General features: G+C 54.2%; 19 protein-coding genes, 6 tRNA genes, 2 other RNA genes and 1 pseudogene. 16 read left to right on the forward strand and 12 right to left on the reverse strand.

Translation table 11 applies throughout. The annotated features are described in order from the left end of the window. Positions 1-57: 57 nt before the first annotated feature. Positions 58-945 carry a LysR family transcriptional regulator gene (locus GE278_15395; protein ID QLK62078.1) on the forward strand — a complete coding sequence of 296 codons (888 nt, stop codon included), beginning with the start codon at positions 58-60 and terminating at the stop codon, positions 943-945. Here GE278_15395 and GE278_15400 read toward each other — a convergent pair. After that, positions 934-2592, reverse strand: a complete 1659-nt coding sequence (locus GE278_15400; GenBank protein ID QLK62079.1) for an indolepyruvate decarboxylase — start codon at positions 2590-2592, stop codon at positions 934-936. The two genes, GE278_15395 and GE278_15400, sit on opposite strands and share 12 nt — an antisense overlap. A 320-nt stretch (positions 2593-2912) precedes the next feature. Here GE278_15400 and mgrA point away from each other — a divergent pair, with 320 nt between their 5' ends. Beyond that, on the forward strand, positions 2913-3902 hold the full coding sequence (gene mgrA / locus GE278_15405) for an L-glyceraldehyde 3-phosphate reductase (protein QLK62080.1): 990 nt from the start codon (positions 2913-2915) through the stop codon (positions 3900-3902). 158 nt (positions 3903-4060) lie between these two features. Beyond that, positions 4061-4483, forward strand: coding sequence for a DUF2502 domain-containing protein (locus GE278_15410; GenBank protein ID QLK62081.1), 423 nt, complete (start codon positions 4061-4063; stop codon positions 4481-4483). 72 nt (positions 4484-4555) lie between these two features. Here the strand turns inward: GE278_15410 and mntH are convergent, their stop codons facing one another. Further along, complete coding sequence (mntH, locus tag GE278_15415; GenBank protein QLK62082.1) at positions 4556-5785, reverse strand: Mn(2+) uptake NRAMP transporter MntH; 1230 nt, start codon at positions 5783-5785, stop codon at positions 4556-4558. Positions 5786-6194: 409 nt separating this feature from the next. On the opposite strand from mntH, the gene GE278_15420 reads away from it, so the two are divergent. After that, the gene (locus tag GE278_15420) at positions 6195-7382 is read left to right on the forward strand and encodes a NupC/NupG family nucleoside CNT transporter (GenBank protein ID QLK62083.1); all 1188 of its coding nucleotides are present in this window, start codon (positions 6195-6197) and stop codon (positions 7380-7382) included. A 142-nt stretch (positions 7383-7524) separates the two neighbouring features. On the opposite strand, the gene GE278_15425 is transcribed toward GE278_15420, so the two are convergent. Beyond that, positions 7525-7600: transfer RNA gene (locus GE278_15425), tRNA-Ala, on the reverse strand. 85 nt (positions 7601-7685) lie between these two features. Next, positions 7686-7761, reverse strand: a tRNA-Ala gene (locus GE278_15430). Positions 7762-7800: 39 nt separating this feature from the next. Here GE278_15430 and GE278_15435 point away from each other — a divergent pair. Both GE278_15435 and GE278_15440 read left to right on the forward strand, forming a co-directional pair. After that, a pseudogene (locus GE278_15435) lies at positions 7801-7869 on the forward strand (Fur family transcriptional regulator). Between the two features lie 244 nt (positions 7870-8113). Continuing rightward, positions 8114-8905, forward strand: coding sequence for a formate/nitrite transporter (locus GE278_15440; GenBank protein ID QLK62084.1), 792 nt, complete (start codon positions 8114-8116; stop codon positions 8903-8905). A gap of 72 nt (positions 8906-8977) precedes the next feature. Here the strand turns inward: GE278_15440 and gltX are convergent, their stop codons facing one another. Continuing rightward, the gene (gene gltX, locus GE278_15445; protein ID QLK62085.1) at positions 8978-10396 is read right to left on the reverse strand and encodes a glutamate--tRNA ligase; all 1419 of its coding nucleotides are present in this window, start codon (positions 10394-10396) and stop codon (positions 8978-8980) included. A gap of 263 nt (positions 10397-10659) precedes the next feature. On the opposite strand from gltX, the gene GE278_15450 reads away from it, so the two are divergent. From GE278_15450 to GE278_15475, 6 genes are all read left to right on the forward strand, one after another. Continuing rightward, positions 10660-10735, forward strand: a tRNA-Val gene (locus GE278_15450). 44 nt (positions 10736-10779) lie between these two features. Then, positions 10780-10855: transfer RNA gene (locus GE278_15455), tRNA-Val, on the forward strand. A gap of 43 nt (positions 10856-10898) precedes the next feature. Then, positions 10899-10974 (forward strand) — tRNA-Val (locus GE278_15460). A 7-nt stretch (positions 10975-10981) separates the two neighbouring features. After that, positions 10982-11057 (forward strand) — tRNA-Lys (locus GE278_15465). Positions 11058-11100: 43 nt separating this feature from the next. Next, positions 11101-11226: non-coding RNA, RtT sRNA (locus tag GE278_15470), on the forward strand. Between the two features lie 43 nt (positions 11227-11269). Next, a non-coding RNA gene (locus tag GE278_15475) (RtT sRNA) lies at positions 11270-11395 on the forward strand. A gap of 116 nt (positions 11396-11511) precedes the next feature. On the opposite strand, the gene eutC is transcribed toward GE278_15475, so the two are convergent. The 3 genes from eutC to eat are packed head-to-tail and all read right to left on the reverse strand — an operon-like array spanning position 11512 to position 15141. Then, the gene (eutC, locus tag GE278_15480) at positions 11512-12297 is read right to left on the reverse strand and encodes an ethanolamine ammonia-lyase subunit EutC (GenBank protein QLK63313.1); all 786 of its coding nucleotides are present in this window, start codon (positions 12295-12297) and stop codon (positions 11512-11514) included. A 30-nt stretch (positions 12298-12327) separates the two neighbouring features. Further along, on the reverse strand, positions 12328-13710 hold the full coding sequence (gene eutB / locus GE278_15485; GenBank protein QLK62086.1) for an ethanolamine ammonia-lyase subunit EutB: 1383 nt from the start codon (positions 13708-13710) through the stop codon (positions 12328-12330). A 21-nt stretch (positions 13711-13731) separates the two neighbouring features. After that, the gene (eat, locus tag GE278_15490; protein QLK62087.1) at positions 13732-15141 is read right to left on the reverse strand and encodes an ethanolamine permease; all 1410 of its coding nucleotides are present in this window, start codon (positions 15139-15141) and stop codon (positions 13732-13734) included. A 260-nt stretch (positions 15142-15401) separates the two neighbouring features. Between eat and GE278_15495 the strand changes: the two genes are divergently transcribed. Both GE278_15495 and GE278_15500 read left to right on the forward strand, forming a co-directional pair. Continuing rightward, on the forward strand, positions 15402-15959 hold the full coding sequence (locus GE278_15495; GenBank protein ID QLK62088.1) for a nitrate reductase: 558 nt from the start codon (positions 15402-15404) through the stop codon (positions 15957-15959). Between the two features lie 102 nt (positions 15960-16061). After that, positions 16062-16403: a FlxA protein gene (locus GE278_15500; GenBank protein QLK62089.1), complete on the forward strand. Its 342-nt coding sequence runs from the start codon at positions 16062-16064 to the stop codon at positions 16401-16403. A gap of 32 nt (positions 16404-16435) precedes the next feature. On the opposite strand, the gene GE278_15505 is transcribed toward GE278_15500, so the two are convergent. Then, entirely contained in the window at positions 16436-17362 is a 927-nt protein-coding gene (locus GE278_15505) for a LysR family transcriptional regulator (protein ID QLK62090.1), read from the reverse strand. 97 nt (positions 17363-17459) lie between these two features. On the opposite strand from GE278_15505, the gene GE278_15510 reads away from it, so the two are divergent. Next, on the forward strand, positions 17460-18452 hold the full coding sequence (locus tag GE278_15510) for a bile acid:sodium symporter (GenBank protein QLK62091.1): 993 nt from the start codon (positions 17460-17462) through the stop codon (positions 18450-18452). A gap of 51 nt (positions 18453-18503) precedes the next feature. Here GE278_15510 and GE278_15515 read toward each other — a convergent pair whose 3' ends face one another. The 3 genes from GE278_15515 to zipA all read right to left on the reverse strand — a co-directional run bounded on the left by GE278_15515 (position 18504) and on the right by zipA (position 21828). Beyond that, positions 18504-18746, reverse strand: a complete 243-nt coding sequence (locus tag GE278_15515) for a cytoplasmic protein (protein ID QLK62092.1) — start codon at positions 18744-18746, stop codon at positions 18504-18506. A 3-nt stretch (positions 18747-18749) separates the two neighbouring features. After that, positions 18750-20771, reverse strand: a complete 2022-nt coding sequence (gene ligA / locus GE278_15520) for an NAD-dependent DNA ligase LigA (protein QLK62093.1) — start codon at positions 20769-20771, stop codon at positions 18750-18752. A 70-nt stretch (positions 20772-20841) separates the two neighbouring features. Continuing rightward, entirely contained in the window at positions 20842-21828 is a 987-nt protein-coding gene (gene zipA, locus GE278_15525; protein QLK62094.1) for a cell division protein ZipA, read from the reverse strand. Positions 21829-22051: 223 nt separating this feature from the next. Between zipA and cysZ the strand changes: the two genes are divergently transcribed. Further along, on the forward strand, positions 22052-22837 hold the full coding sequence (gene cysZ, locus GE278_15530) for a sulfate transporter CysZ (protein ID QLK62095.1): 786 nt from the start codon (positions 22052-22054) through the stop codon (positions 22835-22837). Positions 22838-23033 lie beyond the last annotated feature (196 nt).

Below are 23033 nucleotides of genomic sequence, written 5' to 3' on the forward strand. Positions count from 1 at the left end.
TAGGTAAAAGATAGAAAGTATCGATAAACTAGATAGATCAATATTAAGGAGACTACTATGCGCTATTCGCCGGAAGCCCTGATGGCCTTTGTAGAAGCCGCCGACACCGGATCTTTTTCCGCCGCCGCCAGAAAGCTGCGCAAAAGCCAGTCCACCGTCAGCACCGCCATTGCTAATCTGGAAGTGGACTTAGGGGTGACACTGTTTGACCGCCAAAGCCGCCATCCGGTGCTGACACCCGCCGGGCAGCGCGTACTGAGCCATGTTCAGGCGATTCTTGCCGCCAGTGAACGCCTCGACGAACTGGCGGTGCGGTTATCCACGCAGGTGGAAACGCGGCTGACGTTTGTACTTTCAGATACGTATCAGCCTACCCATCATGAAGCGCTGCTCCGTCGGTTTGAACGGCGTTACCCGGATATCGAATTCGAATGCCAGATAGCGGAAGACCAGGACGTCATTGACCTGTTGCAGTCGGGCCGTGCTCATATTGGCATGGTTGAAGTTCAGGCGAGTTATCCGCCGGATATCGGCGTGGCGCGCCTGCCGGAACAGACGGACATGTCGATTTTTTGCAGCAAAGTGCACCCGCTGGCGAAGATCCCACAGTTGCAACCCGAGCAGTTACACACCTTTCGCGAGCTGTGTCTGCAACCCTACAGCCGCCGGGAAATGCCGCGCGCACAGGGACAGATCTGGTCTGCGCCAAGTTATCTGATGTTGCTGGAAATGGCGGAACAAGGATTTGGCTGGGCGACGCTGCCGCACTGGCTGGTGCAGCAGTTCGGGCATGACAAGCTGGTCGCGCTTCCCCTGCGCGGCTGGCCGAAGAAGATTTCGGTGGATGCGGTGTGGAGCAAGAATAATCAGCCCGGCCCGGCGGGAAGCTGGTTCATCGACCAGCTGATTGACCCGCCGCCGCCGGACGCGGAATTACTGCCCTGAGTTACGCTTCGCCAGCGATTTGGTGACGGAGTCGAGCAGTTCGGGGATGTCCATTTTCGGCAAAATCACCTCAATCCACGCCATCCGTCTTTTGGCGCTGGCCTGTTCAATCGCCGCTTTCAGCGCCTGCGGGGAATCTGCCCGTGCGCTGAACACCTCTTTACCGCCAAACGCCGCCGGGAACTGCGTCCAGTTCCACTGCGCGATATCGTTATAACGCTGCGTTTCACCGTGGATCGCCCTTTCCACCGTGTAGCCTTCATTATTGATGACGAAAATCACCGGCGGCAGTCCGTAACGGATCGCCGCACCCAGGCCCTGAAGCGTCAGCTGTGCCGAGCCGTCGCCGATCAGAAGCACCACGCGGCGATCCGGTACCGCGATCTGCACGCCAAACGCGGCGGGCAGCGTAAAACCGATCGACCCCCACAACGGCTGCACGACAAACTGGCAGTCGTGGGGCAACGTCAGCGCCGCCGCGCCGAAACAGGATGTCCCTTGCTCGGCGACCAGCACATCGCCCGGCTGGAGGAACGCCTGAATCTGCTGCCAGAAGGCGTACTGATCAAGACTGTCATCTGGTGGTTGAGGAAGCGTGGTGCGTTTCACGGCATACGGTAGCCACAGTGAAGCGAGTTCAGCCGTCAGCCGGTGCAGTACGCTGACGGTTTTGGAGATCGGCAACTGGTGGAAAATCTGATTACCGACGCGGGCGGAAAACGGCTGAAGATCGATACATTTTTCGGCGGGAAGCTGCTGGGTAAAACCGGCGGTGATGGTGTCAGTGAATTTTACGCCAACGGTAATCACCACGTCAGCGCCTTCAATCGCCTCTTTGGTGGAAGTGGCGCTGGCCGCGCCTGAATAGGTACCGGCGAAATTTGGCTGCTGTTCGTTGAACAATCCCTTGCCCATCAGCAGCGTTGAATGCGCCAGCGGCACTTCTTCCATCCATTGCTCCAGCGCGGCTTTTACATCAAAGCGGTCGGCCAGAAAATCCGCCAGCAGGGCAACGCGTCCGGCGCGGCGAAGTTGGGCATCGGCGGCGGCCACGAATGCTTCCAGCGACGATGCCGAGAACGCCGGTTGCCGTGCAGGGGCGGCATGCGCCCGCGTGGCAACCGGCATGGCGGCGACGTCGCTCGGCAACAGCAGATAGCCGGGGCGAGAAGTATAAATGACCTCTTCAATGACGCGGTCGATTTCAGCCAGCGCATTTTCCGGCGTCAGCGCGCCCATTGCTACGCTCACGGGTTGCGACATGCGCATGAAATGGCTGAAATCACCGTCGCCGAGCGTGTGATGCAGTAATTCGCCTTTGCGCTGTGCAGAGAGTGGCGGCGCGCCCACAATGTGGATCACCGGGACATATTCGGCATAACTGCCCGCAATGCCGTTTAGCGCGCTGAGTTCGCCGACGCCAAAGGTGGTCAGCAGCGCGGCGATGCCCCTGGTGCGCGCGTAGCCGTCAGCGCCATAGGCCGCATTGAGCTCGTTGGTGCAGCCGACCCAGGTAATTTGTTGATGGCTGATCACGCTGTCGAGGAATTGCAGATTGTAATCGCCCGGCACGCCAAACAGTTCGGAGATACCGCTGAACGATAAACGGTCTAAGAGATAGTCACCTACGGTGTATAAATTATCCATGACGATCCTCTGTTAAATAGAATACAAACAGTTAATCCCACTAGTTTAAGTATTACGCTAAAACAGTGAATAGGATATTTATTATCCGAAATAAATCGTGGCAACGCAGAGTTACAGCATTGCACTGAGATCTGGCAGGGAAGCAGGTTCAGCAGTAAAAGTAATAGACGGGCAGAATAACCCTACTTTTCAACGGTCACTGAAAGTAAGGATTGTTCTGGTTGTGATCGGAGTAGCTGGAATTGCCAGTGAAAACGCATACACTAAAACGGCATTTACCTCATCCTTACCTTATTTCTACCTCAATCAGAAAGGTTCTTATGCCGTATCTTGCCAGTCAAAATCGTTACGAAAAGATGGAATATCGTCGCTGCGGCCATAGCGGGCTGAAGCTGCCCGCCGTATCCCTTGGCCTGTGGCACAACTTCGGCGATAACGCGCATTTCGAGAATGGCCGCAAGCTTATCCGCCATGCTTTTGACCACGGGATCACCCACTTCGACCTCGCCAACAACTACGGGCCACCGCCGGGTTCAGCAGAACAACATTTTGGCCGTATTTTGCAGGAAGATTTGCTGCCGTATCGCGACGAGCTGATCATCTCCTCTAAAGCCGGTTACACCATGTGGGATGGCCCTTACGGTGACTGGGGCTCCAAAAAGTATCTGGTCGCCAGCCTGAACCAGAGCCTCAAACGCATGGGTCTGGACTATGTGGATATCTTCTATCATCACCGCCCGGATCCCGATACGCCACTGGAAGAAACCATGGCCGCGCTGGATTTGATCGTCCGTCAGGGTAAAGCGCTGTACGTCGGGCTTTCCAACTATCCGGCCGACCGCGCCAAAGAAGCGTTTGGAATCCTCAAACAGCTCGGTACACCGTGCCTGATCCATCAGCCGAAATATTCAATGTTCGAGCGTTGGGTGGAAGCTGAATTGCTGGAGACGCTGGCTGACAATGGCGTCGGTTCAATCGCCTTCTCCCCGCTGGCGGGTGGCGTGCTCACCGACCGTTATCTGGCCGGTATCCCTGAGGATTCACGCGCCGCCAGCGGCAGTAAATTCCTTACTACGGATCAGCTTACCGAAGAAAAACTGGCGAAAGTCCGCAAGCTGAATGACATCGCTCAGGCGCGCGGGCAGAAGCTCTCGCAGATGGCGCTGGCGTGGGTGCTGCGTGGCGACCGTGTGACCTCCGTGCTGATTGGTGCCAGTAAAACCAGTCAGATTGATGACGCCGTGGGCATGGTCGCTAACCGTCATTTCACGCAGGAAGAGTTGGCGGCGATTGAAGCTATTTTAGTGTAAACGCTTACGCCCATGAGTAAAAAACGCGCTTTTATGGAGACTCAGTAAGGATTTCGTTAAGGCGCGTAAATCAATCAAAACAGGATTGCGACCAATAGAATAGATGATGCCTTCGCCTTATAACTGTCAGCATAAATTATAAGGAATCTGGGGGCATTATGATTAAGCCTTTACTGTTCGGTACATTATTGTTTGCACTGCTTCCCGCCGCAGCTCCCGCTGTGCAGGCCAGCAGCTTTAGCCTGAATACTCCGGGTCTTTCAATCAATATCGGTGACCGCGACCGTCGCGGTTATTACTGGGATGGGTATGACTGGCGTGATGCCGGCTGGTGGAACAATCACCGCGGGCGTTACTACGGCGAACGCAGCCATCGCGGCTATTACTGGGATGGCGGTCGCTGGCGCGATCGCGGCTGGTGGGATAACCGTTCACATCATCGCCCGCCTCCACCGCGTTACTACGGGCGTCCGCATTATGATAATCATGGTCGCGGGCCGGACCGGGGTCATGGCAGAGGCCCGGACCGCGGGCACGACAGACATGATGATCACCGGGGACACGGCGATCACCGCCGTTAATCAACAAAGATTTGAGATAAAAAAACGGGACAGTTTGCGCTGTCCCGTTTTTTTATTGCTACGTTACTGAGGTTATTTCAGCATGCCGATCAACAAATAGAGGTTAAGGCTGACGACAATCAGCACGATAAGCCGCCCCGCCCATTGCACGGTTCTGGTGTTAGTCATCTCGCCCATCAGGCTGCGGTTGCCGGTAAACGCCAACAGCGGTAACAGCGCCAGCGCAATCCCGAAACTCAGCAGCACCTGGCTCATCACCAGAATGCGTGTGGCGTCCAGCCCCATCAGGATCACGATAAAGGATGGCATCATAGTGACGACGCGACGTACCCAAATAGGAATGTAGAACTTCACGAAGCCCTGCATCACCACCTGCCCAGCCAATGTCCCGACGACGGTAGAAGACAATCCGGCGGCGACCAGACTCAAGCCAAATGTTGTGGCGGCGGCGTGGCCGAGCAAAGGTTGCAGCGTCAGATAAGCCTCATCGAGCTCGCTGATACCGCTGTGGCCGCTAAAGTGGAAAGCCGCGGCGGCGGTCGCCATCATCGCCAGATTCACGAAACCGGCGATGGTCATGGCGATCCCGACATCCAGCTTGGTGGCAGAATAGCGTTGCGCTTTCGACGCCTTGCCCCCGCGCTGAGTCAGCGAAGAGTGCAGATAGATGACGTGGGGCATAATTGTCGCACCCAGTACACCGGCGGCCAGATACACGGAATCACTGGTCGGCAGCGCCGGAATTAACATCCCTTTCCCCAGCGCCACCATGCTCGGCTGCGAGAAGAACAGTTCGACAATATAAGCCGCCGCGACAAACAGCAGGAGTCCGGCGATCACCAGTTCCAGAGGTTTTTGTCCACGTTTTTGCAGAGCAAGAATAATAAAAGTGGCAATACCGGTCAGTACCGCGCCCTGAAACAGCGACACGCCGAGCAGTAATTTGAAGCCAATAGCGGCACCGATAAATTCCGCCAGATCAGTGGCCATCGCGATGATTTCTGCCTGTACCCAGTAAGCCCAGACGGCAGGACGCGGGAAGCGGTCACGAATATGTTCAGCCAGGTTTTTGCCGGTGGCGATGCCGAGCTTGGCTGAAAGAAGCTGGATCAACATCGCCATGACGTTGGCCCAGACGACGACCCAAAGCAGCTGGTAGCCGTAAGAGGCACCGGCCTGGATGTTTGTCGCAAAGTTACCCGGATCGATGTAACCGATAGCGGCAATAAAGGCCGGTCCCATCAGCGAAAGCTTCATCTTTCTGGATGCGCGGCCTGAAGACTCGGTCCGGCTGTTCAACATAATGTGTTAACCCCTACAATTATTACGCTTACACAAATATCGTCTAAATGATAATGATTATCAAGTGCATTTAGATAAATTTGAGCGATGATTCTGATAGGCAGTAAGCGACGACGTGATAACTGTGTGGTTATTCGCCCGCCCGGCTTTCTCAATCCGGACGCGCGCGCTTTCCTAAAACAGAGGCTGTTTGACCAGATTTAGAACGCATTACGGGACATGATAAAGCTAGCACAAGAAAGCAAACTGTGCCTATTTTTCTTAACATCTTGATTTTTTGTGTGGTGGAATGGGATTTGTTGCAATTCATGTCTGCAATTTCTATATTTGCAAGCGACTTCACGTTTTAAATGTACGCGTTACATAGAATGTCCGTCGAAATATAGCCTGCCTCTAATTTGGAGCACCCATGTCTAACATTTTGCACTTTGTATTAGCGTTGGCCGTTGTCGCAGTACTCGCTTTACTGGTGAGCCGTGACCGTAAAAGTATTCGTTTACGGTTCATCGTTCAGCTGTTAGTGATCGAAGTCCTATTAGCCTACTTCTTCCTGAACTCATCTATTGGTTTAGGTTTTGTGAAAGGCTTCTCAGATATGTTTGAGAAATTATTAGGATTCGCTGCGGAAGGAACCGGCTTCGTATTTGGGGGCATGAGCGATAAGGGATTAGCGTTCTTCTTCTTGAAAGTCTTGTGTCCGATCGTGTTTATTTCTGCACTGATCGGTATTTTACAACACATTCGCGTACTGCCTTTCGTCATCCGTATCATCGGTACGGTACTGTCGAAAATTAATGGCATGGGAAAACTGGAGTCTTTCAACGCCATCAGTTCCCTGATTTTGGGTCAGTCAGAAAACTTTATCGCGTATAAAGATATTCTGGGCAAAATGTCAGAAAAACGTATGTACACCATGGCCGCTACGGCGATGTCGACGGTTTCTATGTCGATCGTGGGTGCTTACATGACCATGCTGGAACCGCGCTTCGTTGTGGCTGCGCTGGTGCTCAACATGTTCAGTACCTTCATCGTACTGTCGCTTATCAACCCTTATAAAGTTGATTCGGAAGAAGACCTGCAGATCGGTAACACGCATCAGGGCCAGAGCTTCTTTGAAATGCTGGGTGAATATATCCTCGCCGGCTTCAAAGTGGCCATCATCGTTGCTGCCATGTTGATTGGTTTCATCGCACTGATTTCCTGCCTGAATGCGCTGTTCGACGTGGTATTCGGTATCACCTTCCAGGGCGTGCTGGGTTATGTCTTCTATCCGTTTGCATGGATGATGGGCGTACCAAGCCACGAAGCCTTGCAGGTTGGCAGCATGATGGCCACCAAGCTGGTTTCCAATGAGTTCGTTGCCATGCTGGATCTGCAGAAAGTTGCTGCTGATTTGTCACCACGCAGCGTCGGTATCTTGTCGGTATTCCTGGTGTCCTTCGCTAACTTCTCCTCGATTGGTATCGTGGCAGGGGCTATCAAAGGCCTGAACGAACATCAGGGCAACGTAGTTTCTCGCTTTGGTCTGAAACTGCTGTACGGCTCAACGCTGGTGAGCGTGTTGTCTGCTTCTATCGCGGGTCTGGTACTGGCGTAAGTAAGCGAACGACAGAACGACAAAAAAGGCGCTTCGGCGCCTTTTTTCACGCCTGGAATTGGGTAAATATCGGGAGAAAAGCAAGGGGAAAGGGGTAACCGAAGAAAGCAAAAAACCCGCCGAAGCGGGTTTCTTTAATATTTGGTGGAGATAAGCGGGATCGAACCGCTGACCTCTTGCATGCCATGCAAGCGCTCTCCCAGCTGAGCTATACCCCCACACGAGGTACTTCTTTAATCACTTTACTTTTACATCCCCGTTTCCATTTTTCAGGAAACGACCAACTTACTCTGGAAAGGAAGTTGGTGGAGATAAGCGGGATCGAACCGCTGACCTCTTGCATGCCATGCAAGCGCTCTCCCAGCTGAGCTATACCCCCAATTCAAACCAGTAAAAACCGGTGAACGGGGCGCATGATATGAAACCGTGTCTACCCTGTCAACGGCTAAATCTGTTTCTGCAACTAAGCGCTGAAAAAGCCGCCAAATACCCCATTTTGCTGGAAAAGTCCCTCTGTCCTGAAGCAAATAATCAGCAGGATGCATTGTTTTGCGATCACCCCGCCAGCCCGCAGTGTGACTAGCTTTATGATCCGCCTGCACATTTCCTTAACAAACAGGAATTAATGATTAATGAGATGTTAGCAGACTATTAAAATCGCCTTGTTTTGAGAGAAATCTGCGAATAGACTGCTCGCGCAATAATCATAATCCATTACTTCGAGCAATCTCATGTCCTTGTATTCACCTAAAGAAATCGCATCCATCGCTGTTACGGCGGGCGTTAATAAAAGCCATTCGTCCGTGTTGAATTTGTTAATTTTGGGTTTCCTGGCGGGCGCATTCATCGCCACCGGTTTCCTGCTGGATCTGCACGTAATAGGGACGTTACCTGCATCCTGGGGTTCTTTCAGTAACCTGCTGGGGGCAGCCGTATTCCCCGTGGGCATTATTCTGACCGTCTTAGCAGGGGGAGAACTGCTGACCGGTAACATGATGACCTTACCTATCGCCTGGTTCGCCCGTCAGATAAGCCTTTTCGCCGTGCTGCGTAACTGGTTCTGGGTCACGTTGGCTAACCTGCTGGGCAGCCTGGCCGTAGCGTATTTCTTTGGCCATGTACTAGGGCTGACAGAAGGCGCTTTCCTGAGCAAAACCGTCGCCACTGCGACCGCCAAAGTTAACGCCGACTTTATGCACGCGTTTATTTCCGGCATTGGCTGTAACTGGCTTGTATGTCTGGCGATCTGGCTGGCTTTCGCCAGTAAAGAGATGGGCGGCAAAGTGATCGGGATGTGGTTCCCGGTGATGGCATTCGTAGCGATCGGTTTCCAGCACGTGGTAGCAAATATGTTCATCATTCCTGCCGCCATTTTTGCCGGTGCACTAAGCTGGTCGCAGTATTTCCCGAATTTCGTTGCAGTATTTCTCGGCAACGCCGTCGGCGGTGCGGGCTTTGTTGGTCTGATGTACTTCCTGGCCTACCGCCCTACTGTGGCTGCGCCTGCGACCGAACAACGTTAATCCCTACTTTTGACGTAATAAAAAAGCCAGCGCGGGAAACCGGCTGGCTTTTTTTACATCTGAACGATGGAATTACTGCTGTTGCGTTTCACGCTCAGCAATAAAGGCCAGCGCCATATCGATACGCGCTAGCACACGGCTCTGACCGATAGCGTGAACGGTGACGTCCACACCCGGAGACTGACCCGCGCCGGTCACGGCTACGCGCAGTGGCATACCGACTTTACCCATCCCCACTTCCAGCTCATCCGCCGTGCCCTGAATAGCGTGGTGAATGTTTTCAGCCGTCCAGTCAGTGATGGCAGCCAGTTTAGCGCGAACCACTTCCAGCGGCTGACGGGCAACCGGACGCAGGTGTTTCTTCGCCGCATCGGCATCAAACTCTGCAAAATCTTCGTAGAAGTAACGGCAGGATTCCGCCATTTCTTTCAGCGTCTTGCAACGTTCTCCCAGCAGGGTAACGATTTCAAACAGCTGCGGGCCGTTGCGGGTTTCGATACCGGCCTGCTCTACGTGCCAAAGCAGGTGCGTCGCGACATATTGCGGATCCATCGAGTTAATATAGTGATGGTTCAGCCATTGCAGTTTTTCAGTATTAAACGCACTAGCTGACTTGCTGACGTTTTCCAGTGAGAACAGTGCTTTCATTTCGTCGCGGCTGAAGATTTCCTGATCGCCATGAGACCAGCCCAGACGCACCAGATAGTTCAGCAGCGCTTCCGGCAGATAACCATCATCGCGATACTGCATCACGCCGACCGCACCATGACGCTTGGACAGTTTTTTGCCATCATCACCCAGAATCATGGAAACGTGCGCGTAAACCGGTACCGGTGCGCCCAGCGCTTTCAGGATGTTGATCTGACGCGGGGTGTTGTTGATATGGTCTTCGCCACGGATAACGTGGGTGATTTCCATATCCCAGTCATCGACCACGACGCAGAAGTTATAAGTAGGAGAACCGTCGGTGCGGCGGATGATCAGGTCGTCCAGCTCGTCGTTACTAAATTCAATCGGCCCACGGATCTGGTCATCAAAGATAACAGAGCCTTCCTGCGGATTACGGAAACGCACTACGCACGGCTCATCCGCGGCGTGATGTTCGTGGCTGTCGCGGCAGCGACCGTCATAACGAGGTTTCTCATTATTCGCCATCTGGTGCTCACGCAGCTCTTCCAGACGTTCTTTAGAGCAGTAACATTTATACGCGGTACCGTTTTCCAACATTTCGTCGATCACGCTGTTATAGCGGTCAAAACGTTTGGTCTGGAAATACGGGCCTTCATCCCAGTCCAGATTCAGCCAGTTCATGCCATCCATAATCGCGTCGATCGCTTCCTGAGTGGAACGCTCGAGATCGGTGTCTTCGATACGCAGCACGAACTCACCGCCAAGGTTGCGGGCAAAGAGCCAGGAATAGAGTGCGGTACGGGCGCCGCCGACGTGCAGGTAGCCGGTCGGGCTTGGGGCAAAACGGGTTTTGATTTTCATCCGGGTGCAACCTTAATCATGCAACGCTACGAAACGCTGCTATCAATTAACAAAAAGTGGCTGACATTCTACCACTCTGCCCTGAATCCTCAACGCCGATACAGGGTAAGCCGATCGGTTTAAGACCATGAATGCGTAAAGAATCGACTACGCGGGCGAGAAACACGTCATGTTGTCTAAAAATAAGCCGAACGATCATTTTTGTTTTTAAAAAGCGTTGACGTAATTTCAAGTATCCCTATAATGCGACTCCATCACGACGGGGGCGATTAGCTCAGTTGGTAGAGCATCTCCTTTACACGGAGGGGGTCGGCGGTTCGAACCCGTCATCGCCCACCACTCTTAGAGTGGACGCGTTGTGATAGTAAGCAGGAATGAGAAATGGGCGATTAGCTCAGTTGGTAGAGCATCTCCTTTACACGGAGGGGGTCGGCGGTTCGAACCCGTCATCGCCCACCATTTCTCAGCAGTTTCTGACTTACGTTGTGGAGTACCCAGAAGTGGGCGATTAGCTCAGTTGGTAGAGCATCTCCTTTACACGGAGGGGGTCGGCGGTTCGAACCCGTCATCGCCCACCACTTCTGCGGGCCGTTAGCTCAGTTGGTAGAGCAGTTGACTTTTAATCAATTGGTCGCTGGTTCGAATCCAGCACGGCCCACCAATTCAGAGAAAAGCGCCTTTTGGCGCTTTTTTCGTATGTGAAATCCGGAGTCACCCCGTGATGGAGGCGAACCAGCTGCTGGTTCGAGCCGAGCGAAGCGAGACGACAACGCGCCAGCGTTGCCCACAGGGTGAGGCCGAAGGCCGAATCAATCCAGCACGGCCCACCAATTCAGAGAAAAGCGCCTTTTGGCGCTTTTTTCGTATGTGAAATCCGGAGTCACCCCGTGATGGAGGCGAACCAGCCGCTGGTTCGAGCCGAGCGAAGCGAGACGACAACGCGCCAGCGTTGCCCGCAGGGTGAGGCCGAAGGCCGAATCAATCCAGCACGGCCCACCACTCTTTATTAATAAAGAAGAGAGAAAAGCGCCTTTTGGCGCTTTTCTCGTATGTGAAATCCGGAGTCACCCCGTGATGGAGGCGAACCAGCCGCTGGTTCGACCATATTCCCTCCTCTACCCCAGCTCAAACATCGGCACCACTTTATTGTGCAACGCCGGATTATCACTTTCGTCTTTCAAATTCACACCTGACAACTGCCGCAGGAAAGATTGCTCCAGCAGCCAGGCAAGTTTAAATGCAGCTTGCGGGTAGTCCAGCCCTTCCGGGCGTACGTTTGAAATACAATTACGCTCCGACTCCAGCCTTTTGGTATGCGGCCCCCATGTCATGTAAATGCCTAAACTGTCGGGTGACGACAATCCGGGACGTTCGCCAATCAAAATCGCGACCGCCTTTGCGTTCATCACCTGCGCAATGTCATCCCCCAGTGCCACCCGCGACTGATGCGCCAGAACCACCGGCCCTAATGTCAGTCCGAGCGTCGTTAAATAGGGCAGCAGCGCTTTGATCAGTGGCACAGCCTGACGATGAACGGCTTTGGAAGATAATCCGTCAGCGACGACCAGCACGATATCAGACGCCTTAAGCGCCAGGCTTTGCAGTGAATGACGGCTTTCTTCGGAAAGTTTGCGCCCCAGGTCCGGACGGCACAGGTAAGTTGTCCTGTCGGGCGCAGCGCTGGTGACGGTCAGCGTTTCCAGCCCAAGCTGATGAAGTTCAGTTTCCAGCGCGTCACTGTCGAAAGGCTGATGCACGGCGTCACGCGCCTGCGCATGGGCTAAGCCAAAACGCAGCAGCTCATCCGTCGGCAGACTCGAACCCGTTCGCCCCAGCGCAATGCGCGCTGCGGTAAACTGCCGCAGCGTTTCCCACGGATTGTTGTGGACCAGCGGCGACAACCCTTTGTCTTTATCAGTCACAGGCTTTCCTCAGCTTAATTGTGGTAACTGACGCAGTAACGGATGCGACGCGCGGGCATCCTGCAGTGCACCCTGCGGATCAATGATTTTCATTTTCTCCAGCCAGACGGCAAATTCCGGGGCATGTTTCAGCCCGAGTAATTCACGGATATACAGCGCATCGTGAAAAGACGTGCTCTGATAGTTCAGCATGATGTCATCCGCGCCCGGCACGCCAATCAGGAACGTCAGCCCGGCAGTGCCCAGCAACGTCAGCAGCGTGTCCATATCATCCTGGTCGGCTTCGGCGTGGTTGGTGTAGCACACATCGCAGCCCAGCGGCACGCCCAGTAATTTTCCGCAGAAATGGTCCTCCAGCCCGGCGCGGATGATTTGCTTGCCGTCATACAGGTATTCAGGCCCGATAAACCCGACCACCGTATTGATAAGCAACGGCGAGAATCGTCGGGCAATGGCGTAAGCTCGTGCTTCGCAGGTTTGCTGATCGACCCCGAAATGCGCATTGGCAGACAGACAGCTCCCCTGCCCGGTTTCGAAATACATCACATTGTCGCCGAGCGTGCCGCGTTTAAGGCTCAGCGCTGCCTGCTGTGCCTCTTCCAACAATGCCAGATTGATGCCGAAACCGCTGTTGGCGGCTTGCGTCCCCGCGATCGACTGAAACACCAGATCGACCGGCGCACCCCGTTCCACCAGCTTGATGGTGTTCGTGACGTGCGTCAGTACGCAGGACTGCGTAGGGATTTCAAAGCGTGTGATGATGTCATCGAGCATGTAATTGAGATTCTCCAGCAGCGGCAGACTGTCGCTGGCAGGGTTAATGCCGATGACCGCGTCACCGGAGCCGTAGAGCAGGCCATCGAGCATACTGGCGGCGATACCCTGCAAATTGTCAGTCGGATGATTAGGTTGCAGACGCACGCTCATGTGCCCCGGCAACCCGATAGTATTGCGAAATTGAGTGATCACCCGGCATTTCCTGGCAACCAGAATCAAGTCCTGATTGCGCATCAGCTTGCTGACCGCCGCCGCCATTTCCGGTGTTATCCCCCACGCGACCGCAGCCAGCACTGCGCTGTCCGTTTTTTCGCTCAGCAGCCAGTCGCGAAAATCCCCCACAGTGAGGTGTGAAATCGCGGCAAACGCCGCCACATCGTGGGTATCGACAATCAGCCGCGTGACTTCGTCATGCTCATACGGCACCAGCAGCTGTTGCAGGAAAGTTTTCAGCGGAACCTCTGCCAGCGCCATTTTAGCCGCCATGCGCTCTTCTGCGCTGGTCGCCGCCACTTCAGCAAGATAATCCCCCGACCGCGCGGGGGATGCTTTTGCCATCAGCTCACGTAAATCCTTAAACCGGTAGCTGCGGTGGCTCAATGTGGTTTGAAACATAACGCTCCTTAGCAAACCGGGTTATTTGCCGATTTTGGCCGATGCCGGTCGCAGTCCACGTAACTGCGGGTCTTCCGCCGCGTCGGTGCGCGCCTGATGTGTCAGCAGGAACCACGCGTAGGCAAGTAGCATCATGGCGGCGAAGATCAAAAACAGCAGTGTGTTGTAATAGATCATAGCCCCCAGGCACACCACCGCCAGCACCAAAGCCAGCGCCGGTGCAAAAGGATAGAGCGGCGCACGGAATGGCCTGATCAGATTTGGCTCGCTGCGGCGCAGTTTGAACAGTGCAGCCATCGAAATGATATACATCACAATCGCACCAAACACCGACATGGTCACAATATTGGCGGTCAGCGGCTGCCCGCCAATCACGATCAGTGAATCCGAAAAAATCGCCGCAATACCTACCACGCCACCGGCGATAATGCCCAGATGCGGAGTCTGGAAACGTGCATTCACCTTCGCCAGACGTTTGGGCAGATACCCTGCACGCGCCAGCGCAAATATCTGACGAGAATAGCCCATGATGATGCCGTGGAAAGACGCAATCAGCCCGAACAGCCCCAGCCACACCAGCATATGCAACCAGCCGCTGTTGCTGCCAACAATGAGTTTCATCGCCTGCGGTAATGGATCGTTGATATTTGACAATTTGGTCCAGTCGCCTACTCCTCCGGCAAACAGCATCACGCCGAGTGCCAGCACGGTGAGTGTCAGGATCCCGCCGATAAAGGCTTTCGGGATGGTTCGCTGCGGATCTTTGGCTTCCTCAGCGGCCATCGACGCGCCTTCGATAGCCAGAAAGAACCAGATGGCGAATGGGATCGCCGCAAAGATGCCGGAAAACGCCGCCGGGCTGAAGGTATCGCTGCCCGCCCAGCCGCCGTGCATGAAGTTCGACATCTGGAAGCCAGGCGCGACCACCCCCATAAATACCAGCAGTTCAAAAATCGCCAGCAGCGTCACCAGCAGTTCAAACGTCGCGGCAATGCTGACGCCGAGAATGTTCAGTACCATGAAAACAATATACGCGCCGACCGCCACCCATTTCGGTTCGATGGAAGGAAACTGCACGTTGAGATAGGCACCGATGGCCATCGCAATCGCCGGTGGTGCAAAAACAAACTCCACCAGCGTGGCAAATCCGGCGACGAATCCTCCTGTCGGCCCGAATGCCCGATAGGCGTAGGCAAAAGGCCCGCCCGCATGGGGAATTGACGTAGTGAGTTCGGTAAAGCTGAAAATAAAGGCGCAGTACATGGCGGCAATCACCAGCGCGGTGATAAGAAAGCCCAGTGTGCCAGCCTGCGCCCAGCCATAGCTCCAGCCAAAATACTCACCGGAAATGACCAGCCCGACGGCGATGCCCCAAAGTTTAAAACTGCCCAACGTCCGCTTTAAAACGGGAGTGACTTTCGTGGTTTGCATGTGTGATCCCCTGCCCGGTGATGACTCAATTTTGTTGGAAGAGAAAAGTCGCAGTTCTGCCCGATTTTTCTGCGGCATATCACATCCTGCAAAGGCTGTACCACTTAGCAGATCCAGCATTAACGCGGCCTGACACCCTTCCGCTGGTCGGTTTGCTTCATTTTGGCGCGTCGGTGTGGCAGCAAAATCCGAAACGGTGCGTTGCCGCGCTGTCATCAAATATGGCTACAATGAGATCCCATTCCTGTGGAGAACAGTGCATGAAAGACATGGAGCAGCAAATTATCATCTGGCTCAGCGAAGAACCGCTGCATCTGCGGGCGCTGATGGAAGTGCAAAAACTGGGGCTGAACGATGGCTGGCTGGCGGCGGGATTTGTACGCAATCTGGTGTGGGACCGGCTGCACGGCTATTCGCGCGCCACGCCGCTCAACGACATCGACGTAGTGTATTTCAATCCAGAAGAGTGTTCAGCACAGGCTGATGCGCGTATAGAGCAGCGATTGCAGGCAGCTGCGCCCGACCTGCCGTGGTCGGTGAAGAATCAGGCACGAATGCATGAACGGCACGGCCACGCACCTTACGCTTCCAGCGCGCAGGCCATCAGTTACTGGGTAGAAGTGGAAACAGCGATTGGCGCGCGAATAAATGCAGACGGGCAGATAGAACTGAACGCCCCGCTCGGGCTGGAAAGTTTGTTCCACTTCACTATCACGCCGAATCCGCGCCACGCGATCCCGGCGGTATTTGCCGAACGTGTCAGCAGCAAGGGCTGGCTGGCGCTGTGGCCAAAGCTTGAAGTGCAGGGAGCACGTTAAAACGTAAGGAAACTGCAAAATCAATAAAGCCGGGCCAATCGCCGCCGATAACGCTTAAGCACCCTTACGTGCAAAATTTTATTCACACTAAGCGAGGCTATTATGAGCACTATCAGTGCCACCGGCAGTGCAGTGAGTTCGTCTTCAAGCAGTGATGCGGGCAGCAGCAGCCAGATTGCACAGTTGACTAAACAGATCCAGAAACTGACCGAACAGGTTAAGAATCTGAGCAGTTCAGGCGGCGACTCAGAAGACGTGAAACAACAGCAGGAACTGTTACAGCAGCAGATCGAAATGCTGCAACAACAGATTGCACAGATCCAGCAGCAGCAGGCGGAGAAAGCGCTGGAAAAACAGCAAAAAGCCGAAGCGGCCACTGACATCAACAAAGAGGAAGGCGTGAACAAGCCGACCGACACCAATGCAATTGATATTTACGTCTAACCAACGTTCAGCATGAAACAGCCGGCATGGTGTCAGGGTTTGAACGCGCCCTGCTGGCTGCGGTTTTCACTCAGTATTAATGCCTGATCTTTCACCACCTGCCAGATGGCCTGTGCCGCAGGCGACAGCGACCGGTTCTTGCGCTTCGCCAGCATCAGCACGCGGTTGATTTCCGGTTCGAGCGGCCTGATCGCCAGCCTGCTGCCTTGGGGTACAGGCAACGCCAGCGCCGGAAATACGCTGATGCCAATCCCCGCTTCCACCATCGGGAACAGCGTGGCCGTATGCCCGATTTCCTGGACGACTTCCGCCTTCACCCCCTGTGATTTCAGCGCTTTATCAATGAGTATGCGGCTGCCCGAGGCGTAATCCTGTAACACCAGTTTGCACCCGTTTAAGGCCTGCCACTTCACCGACGTCTGGCTGGCAAACGGATGATCTTCCCGGCACATCAGCAAAAAAGGCTCATGCAACACCGGCTCGCAGTCGAGATCGGTATTCTCACCGGGATCGATCACAATGCCGAAATCCACTTCGGCATTACGCACGCTGTTGAGCACCAGCTGCTGCGCCTGATCGCGTAATAAAATGCGGATATCAGGATAAAGCCTTTCACCGCTGGCAATGCATTGTGGCATCAGTTGAGCAGAAATGGTCTGGCTGGACGCAATTCGCACGCGGCCATTGTACTGCGTGCCGAAACTGCGGGTATCGAGCAGCATGGCGTGCAGTTCATCCAGCAGCGGTTCCACGCGGTTTGCCAGACGACGCCCGGCATCGGTCAGCGCCACTTCACGCGTAGTGCGATCGAGCAACCTTACGCCCATCTCCACTTCAAGCTCTTTCATACTGTGGCTGACCGCCGACTGACTCAGGCCAATGGCCTCACCTGCGCGGCTGAAGCTGCCGTGACACGAAACGGCGACAAATACGCGAAGCTGTCTTAGTGAATAATTCATGAATTTTTCGCATCAATGGATTAAATAAATCAATTTTTTAATTGTACCACAAAGGCACAAAATAGCCGCATTCAGAAATAACTCTTCGAGACATGTTATGCGCTTTTTACCCGATCGCTTTACCCTGACACTCATCGCCGTCGTCTTGCTAGCGACATTTTTCCCGGCCAGCGGCTTGTTCGTTGCGTTTTTTAATAACCTGACCATTTTCGCCATTGGCCTGCTGTTCTTTATGCACGGTGCCAAACTGTCCCGCGAGGCGATTTTCCAGGGCAGCAATAACTGGCGGCTGCATCTTTGGGTAATGTTTAGCACGTTCATTTTGTTCCCGGTGCTCGGCCTGCTGTTTCAGTGGTGGCATCCGGTGGACGTCAGCCCGCAGATTTACAGCGGTTTCGTCTATCTGTGTATTTTGCCTGCGACCGTACAGTCGGCAATCGCCTTCACATCCCTGGCTGGTGGGAACGTTGCAGCAGCTGTGTGCAGCGCCTCGGCGTCAAGCCTGTTGGGGATTTTTGTGTCACCGCTGCTGGTCAGCCTGCTGATGCACGTGCAGGGCACAACGGGTAATGGTTTAGAGCAGGTCGGGCATATCGTCCTGCAACTGCTGGTGCCGTTTATTGCCGGGCATCTGCTGCGTCCTCTGATTGGCGGGTTCGTCGAGCGTCACCGCAAAATGATTGGTAAAACCGATCAGACGTCGATCCTGCTGGTGGTGTATTCCGCCTTCAGTGAAGCAGTGACGCAGGGGATCTGGCATCAGGTGGGCATCGGTTCGCTGCTGTTTATCGTGGTGTTCAGTCTGGTGCTGCTGGCCTTTATTCTGGTGATCAATACTTACATGGCGCGCTGGATGGGGTTCAGCAAACCTGATGAAATCACCATTGTGTTCTGCGGTTCGAAGAAAAGTCTGGCAAATGGCATTCCGATGGCAAATATTCTGTTCCCGGTCAGTGCGATTGGCATGATGGTGCTGCCGCTGATGATTTTCCATCAGGTTCAGCTCATGACGTGTGCGGTGCTGGCGAAAAGGTATCAGAAGAAACAGAAGGAGAAAGCGCTGAAAGAAGTGCCCATGACAGAGTCGTAAAAACAGGAAAGGCGCTGGTATTAGCGCCTTTCTTCATTATGCAGTCTGACGTTAATCGTCAGTGCCGCCTAAACCCGGCCCGTTGCGACGCAGCGGGTTAATCAGACTTTGCAGCCCTTCGCTTTTAATAGTCAGCGTCAGTTGCATCAGTTCTCCGAGTTTGCCCTGCGGAAATTCATCCTTGCGGGCGAACCACAGCAGATATTCTTCCGGCAAGTCAATCAGCACCCGTCCGGCATATTTCCCAAAGGGCATCACCATGTTGGCGATTTGGATCAGATCTTCTTTTTCCATCGCTTATTCACCCAGCAGGCGGATCATCTCCGCTTCGTCGATAACGGCAATCCCCAACTCCTGCGCTTTCGCCAGTTTAGAACCCGCCGCTTCTCCGGCTATCACCAGATCTGTTTTCTTCGACACGCTGCCGGAAACTTTCGCCCCGAGCGCCGTCAGACGATCTTTAGCTTCATCGCGCGACAGGACAGAAAGAGAACCGGTCAGCACCACGGTTTTACCGGAGAACGGGCTGTCGATTTCTTCCGGTACAATCACCTGCACTTCCGGCCAGTGAATGTTGATTTCCGGGCTGAGAAGCTCGTCGATCACCTGCTGGTTATGCTCTTCCGACAGGAAATTCACCACGTGCTTCGCCACCACGTCACCGACGTCAGGCACGGTTTTAAGAGAATCAATATCTGCCGCTTTCAGCGCCTCCACAGAACCGTAGTGCGCCGCCAGATTGGCCGCCGTCGCTTCGCCTACTTCACGAATACCGAGCGCATACAGGAAACGGGCAAGCGTAGTTTCTTTAGCTTTTTCCAGCGCATTCACTACGTTCTGTGCCGATTTCGGCCCCATGCGATCCAGACCAGTCAGTTTTCCTGCGGTCAGACGGAACAGATCCGCCGGATTCTTGACGTATTCTTTCTCAACCAGCTGATCGATAATTTTATCACCCATGCCATCGACGTCCAGCGCGCGGCGAGAAACGAAATGCTTCAGTGCCTCCTTGCGCTGCGCGCCGCAGATGAGACCGCCGGTACAGCGGGCCACCGCTTCGCCCTCCACGCGTTCAACGTCGGAATTACATACCGGACAATGCGTCGGGAACACCACTTCACGGGCATTCTCCGGTCGTTCATCCATGACCACGCCGACTACCTGCGGGATCACGTCACCGGCACGACGGACAATCACTGTGTCGCCAATGCGCAGACCGAGGCGTTCTATCTCATCAGCATTATGCAGGGTCGCATTGCTGACCATCACACCGGCGACCAGCACGGGCTCCAGGCGTGCCACCGGCGTAATCGCACCAGTGCGGCCAACCTGAAACTCGACGTCTTTCACCAGCGTGATTTGCTCCTGCGCAGGAAATTTAAATGCTGTCGCCCAGCGCGGCGCACGCGCCACGAAGCCCAGCGTTTCCTGTATATCCAGCGAGTCAATTTTCACTACCACGCCGTCGATATCAAAACCAAGCGTCGGACGATCGGCTTCCACCTGACGGTAAAATGCCAGTACATCTTCACTGCCGGTGCAGACGCGAACGCGTTCGCTGACCGGTAATCCCCAGGCTTTCAGCTGTTGCAGACGTGCAAAATGGCTGCGCGGTAATTCGCCGCCGTCCAGCACACCGATCCCGTAGCAAAAGAAAGTCAGCGGACGTTTGGCGGTAATACGCGGATCGAGCTGACGCAATGAACCGGCAGCGGCGTTGCGCGGATTAGCAAATACTTTGCCACCGGTACGACGCGCTTCTTCATTCATCGCTTCAAAGCCCGGTTGCGGCATAAACACTTCGCCACGCACTTCGAGTCGCGCCGGAATATTGTCGCCTTGTAAACGCAGCGGGATCGCACGGATGGTGCGCACATTGGCGGTAATGTTCTCGCCGGTCGTGCCGTCACCGCGCGTCGCAGCCTGCACCAGTTCCCCGTTTTCGTACAGCAGACTGACCGCTAAACCGTCGAGCTTCAGCTCACAGCAGAACGTCAGCGGCTCAGCGGTTTTCAGCCGATCCTGAACGCGCTTGTAGAACGCCAGATAGCTGTCTTCATCAAATACGTTGTCCAGCGATAGCATGGGTACCTGATGCTTCACCTGCCCGAATTCGGACAGCGGTGCGGCTCCCACGCGCTGGGTCGGGGAATCGGCGGTGACCAGCTCAGGATGTGCGGTTTCCAGCTCACGCAGCTCACGCATCAGACGATCGTATTCAGCATCGGGCACTTCAGGTGCATCCAGAACGTGATATTGATACTCGTGATGGCGCAGCTGACTGCGTAAATGATTGATTTGTTCTTCGATAGTGGCCATGACTCACCGTGGAGATAAAAAACCCCCGCAAGCGGGGGTCTTGAAAAGGGGGATGTCACAACTGCCTGAGTCAGGCAGTCGCCTCGAGGACCTCACGGATCCGCGCTTTATAGGTTTCGAGCTTCTGCGGCGTAATCATACGACGCTCATCGTCGAGCACCATTGCACCGACATCATCAGCAATACGTTGTGCAGACTGCAGCAGCAGTTTGAAGTTCTGATGCGCGTCGCCGTAGCAAGGCACCATCATGAACAACGTAATCCCCGGCGTAGAGAAGTCGGACATATTGTCAGGGTCGAAGGAACCCGGTTTGACCATATTTGCCAGACTGAACAACACAGGGCCACTGCCCGCAGGGCTGACGTGACGATGGAAAATATTCATGGCACCAAACTGGAAACCGGACTGAAGCACGCTGTTGAGCAACACTTCACCGCCGATAACACCACCCTGATGCGCTGCAACATGCAGCACCAAAACCGTCTCTTTCAGTTTTGCTTTTTCTGCTGGCACTTCTGGCTCAGCAGGGGCAAAAGGTGAAGGCTGAGGCTCTGCTTTTGCCGCAGGGGCCGCATCCGCATGAATATCCTGCGGAGGAACCGGCGCCTGCGTTCTTGCTGGCGCTGAAGGGGCGAAATCAACCGCAGGTTCGCGGCGGGATCCGGTTTCAGGTTCAGCGGCGGAATAGCCACTTAACAGCGGATCTTCCTGCACGGCATGATGTTGGGGCTGAGCAGGCTGCTGCGGACGTGCAACAGGCGCTGGCTGCGCAGGGGGTACCTGCGGCTGACGTGGCGGTGCAGACTGTTCTGGTTCATCATACTGACCAAAAGTCGGCTCGTCCTGAGAATGAGCAGGACGCACGCGCACCTCTCCCACTCCATCGACAAAATCGTCAGACGGAGACGGGTCCCGTTCTTTTTTCATACGTTTAGCTGGACGATCGCGAAACAGCGAAGAGCGTTCTTTACGGCTGGTCCACAAACCGTGCAATAACAACGCTATTATGGCGATCGCGCCAACAACGATTAATATCAGACGCAAATCCTGCATCATTGCTATCTCTGTTGTTCTAATTCATTGCCACCACGGCAAACATATACATGTTTAACTCTATTTGCCCACGTAGATAAGTGCAAGTCTGGACACTACTTTCTGGTAATAAACATCATAGTTGCACCTTTTTTTGCTGTTTTTTCAGCCAACAGGCGGCTAGCCAGTGGAAAATCATACCGATATGATAGTCCATGTCATTCAACTCAGAGAGAAAATTTCTTTTATGACTTCATCGCAAAACGCTGCTGACCACAACGGCGTGCATTATTTCAAACAGGGCTGGACGCTCATTTCCTTATCCGGGATACGACGTTTTGTGATTTTACCCCTCGCGGTCAATGTAATTCTGATGGGGGGGGCCTTTTGGTGGCTGTTCACAAAGCTCGGGGAATGGATCCCAGCGATGATGAGCCGCGTGCCCGGCTGGCTGAGCTGGCTGGATTATCTGATCTGGCCGGTCGCGGTGATTTCCGTGGTTCTGGTATTCAGCTATTTTTTCAGCACGATTGCCAACCTGATCGCCGCCCCGTTCAGCGGATTGCTTTCGGAACAGCTCGAAGCGCGGCTGACCGGAAAAGCGCCACCGGATACCGGCATCTGGGACATCATGAAAGATCTGCCGCGCATCATGAAACGCGAATGGCAGAAGCTGGCGTATTACATCCCGCGCGCGTTGGTGCTGTTTGCACTGTACTTCATTCCGGTGATTGGACAGACCGCCGCACCGGTGCTCTGGTTTCTGTTCAGCGCCTGGATGGTCGTGATTCAATACTGCGACTATCCTTTCGACAATCACAAAGTCAGTTTTGCCGACATGCGCCGGTCGCTGGGTAAAAACCGCATCGACAATATGCAGTTCGGTGCACTGGTCAGCCTGTTTACGATGATCCCGGTGCTGAATCTGGTGATCCTTCCGGTTGCAGTGTGTGGCGCGACGGCAATGTGGTGCGATCGCTACCGTTCGGTGTACGTCAGAAATAATCTCGACATCAACCCGACGCGTGGCTAATCGCCGTCAGCACTTGTTTTTATAGCCTTTTCTCGCAACAGCCGTATGATGCGGCTGTTGACTTAACTTGACTTTTGCTCCTCAAACTTATTTCTTAATAACCTATCGATATAGCAAATACCAAAAGCTTACTTCACTGGAAAAGCCGTTCGCGTATGCTTTTCTGATTCCCACTAATTTCAGAGTGTTGAAAGCT

The sequence above is a fragment of the Enterobacteriaceae bacterium Kacie_13 genome (assembly GCA_013457415.1).
Taxonomy (GTDB): Bacteria; Pseudomonadota; Gammaproteobacteria; order Enterobacterales; family Enterobacteriaceae; genus Rahnella.

Coding starts and splice junctions, on each gene's coding strand:
- GE278_15395 (QLK62078.1), top strand. CDS start 58: ATGCGCTATTCGCCGGAAGCCCTGATGGCCTTTGTAGAAGCCGCCGAC.
- GE278_15400 (QLK62079.1), bottom strand. CDS start 2,592: ATGGATAATTTATACACCGTAGGTGACTATCTCTTAGACCGTTTATCG.
- mgrA (QLK62080.1), top strand. CDS start 2,913: ATGCCGTATCTTGCCAGTCAAAATCGTTACGAAAAGATGGAATATCGT.
- GE278_15410 (QLK62081.1), top strand. CDS start 4,061: ATGATTAAGCCTTTACTGTTCGGTACATTATTGTTTGCACTGCTTCCC.
- mntH (QLK62082.1), bottom strand. CDS start 5,785: ATGTTGAACAGCCGGACCGAGTCTTCAGGCCGCGCATCCAGAAAGATG.
- GE278_15420 (QLK62083.1), top strand. CDS start 6,195: ATGTCTAACATTTTGCACTTTGTATTAGCGTTGGCCGTTGTCGCAGTA.
- GE278_15440 (QLK62084.1), top strand. CDS start 8,114: ATGTCCTTGTATTCACCTAAAGAAATCGCATCCATCGCTGTTACGGCG.
- gltX (QLK62085.1), bottom strand. CDS start 10,396: ATGAAAATCAAAACCCGTTTTGCCCCAAGCCCGACCGGCTACCTGCAC.
- eutB (QLK62086.1), bottom strand. CDS start 13,710: ATGTTTCAAACCACATTGAGCCACCGCAGCTACCGGTTTAAGGATTTA.
- eat (QLK62087.1), bottom strand. CDS start 15,141: ATGCAAACCACGAAAGTCACTCCCGTTTTAAAGCGGACGTTGGGCAGT.
- GE278_15495 (QLK62088.1), top strand. CDS start 15,402: ATGAAAGACATGGAGCAGCAAATTATCATCTGGCTCAGCGAAGAACCG.
- GE278_15500 (QLK62089.1), top strand. CDS start 16,062: ATGAGCACTATCAGTGCCACCGGCAGTGCAGTGAGTTCGTCTTCAAGC.
- GE278_15505 (QLK62090.1), bottom strand. CDS start 17,362: ATGAATTATTCACTAAGACAGCTTCGCGTATTTGTCGCCGTTTCGTGT.
- GE278_15510 (QLK62091.1), top strand. CDS start 17,460: ATGCGCTTTTTACCCGATCGCTTTACCCTGACACTCATCGCCGTCGTC.
- GE278_15515 (QLK62092.1), bottom strand. CDS start 18,746: ATGGAAAAAGAAGATCTGATCCAAATCGCCAACATGGTGATGCCCTTT.
- ligA (QLK62093.1), bottom strand. CDS start 20,771: ATGGCCACTATCGAAGAACAAATCAATCATTTACGCAGTCAGCTGCGC.
- zipA (QLK62094.1), bottom strand. CDS start 21,828: ATGATGCAGGATTTGCGTCTGATATTAATCGTTGTTGGCGCGATCGCC.
- cysZ (QLK62095.1), top strand. CDS start 22,052: ATGACTTCATCGCAAAACGCTGCTGACCACAACGGCGTGCATTATTTC.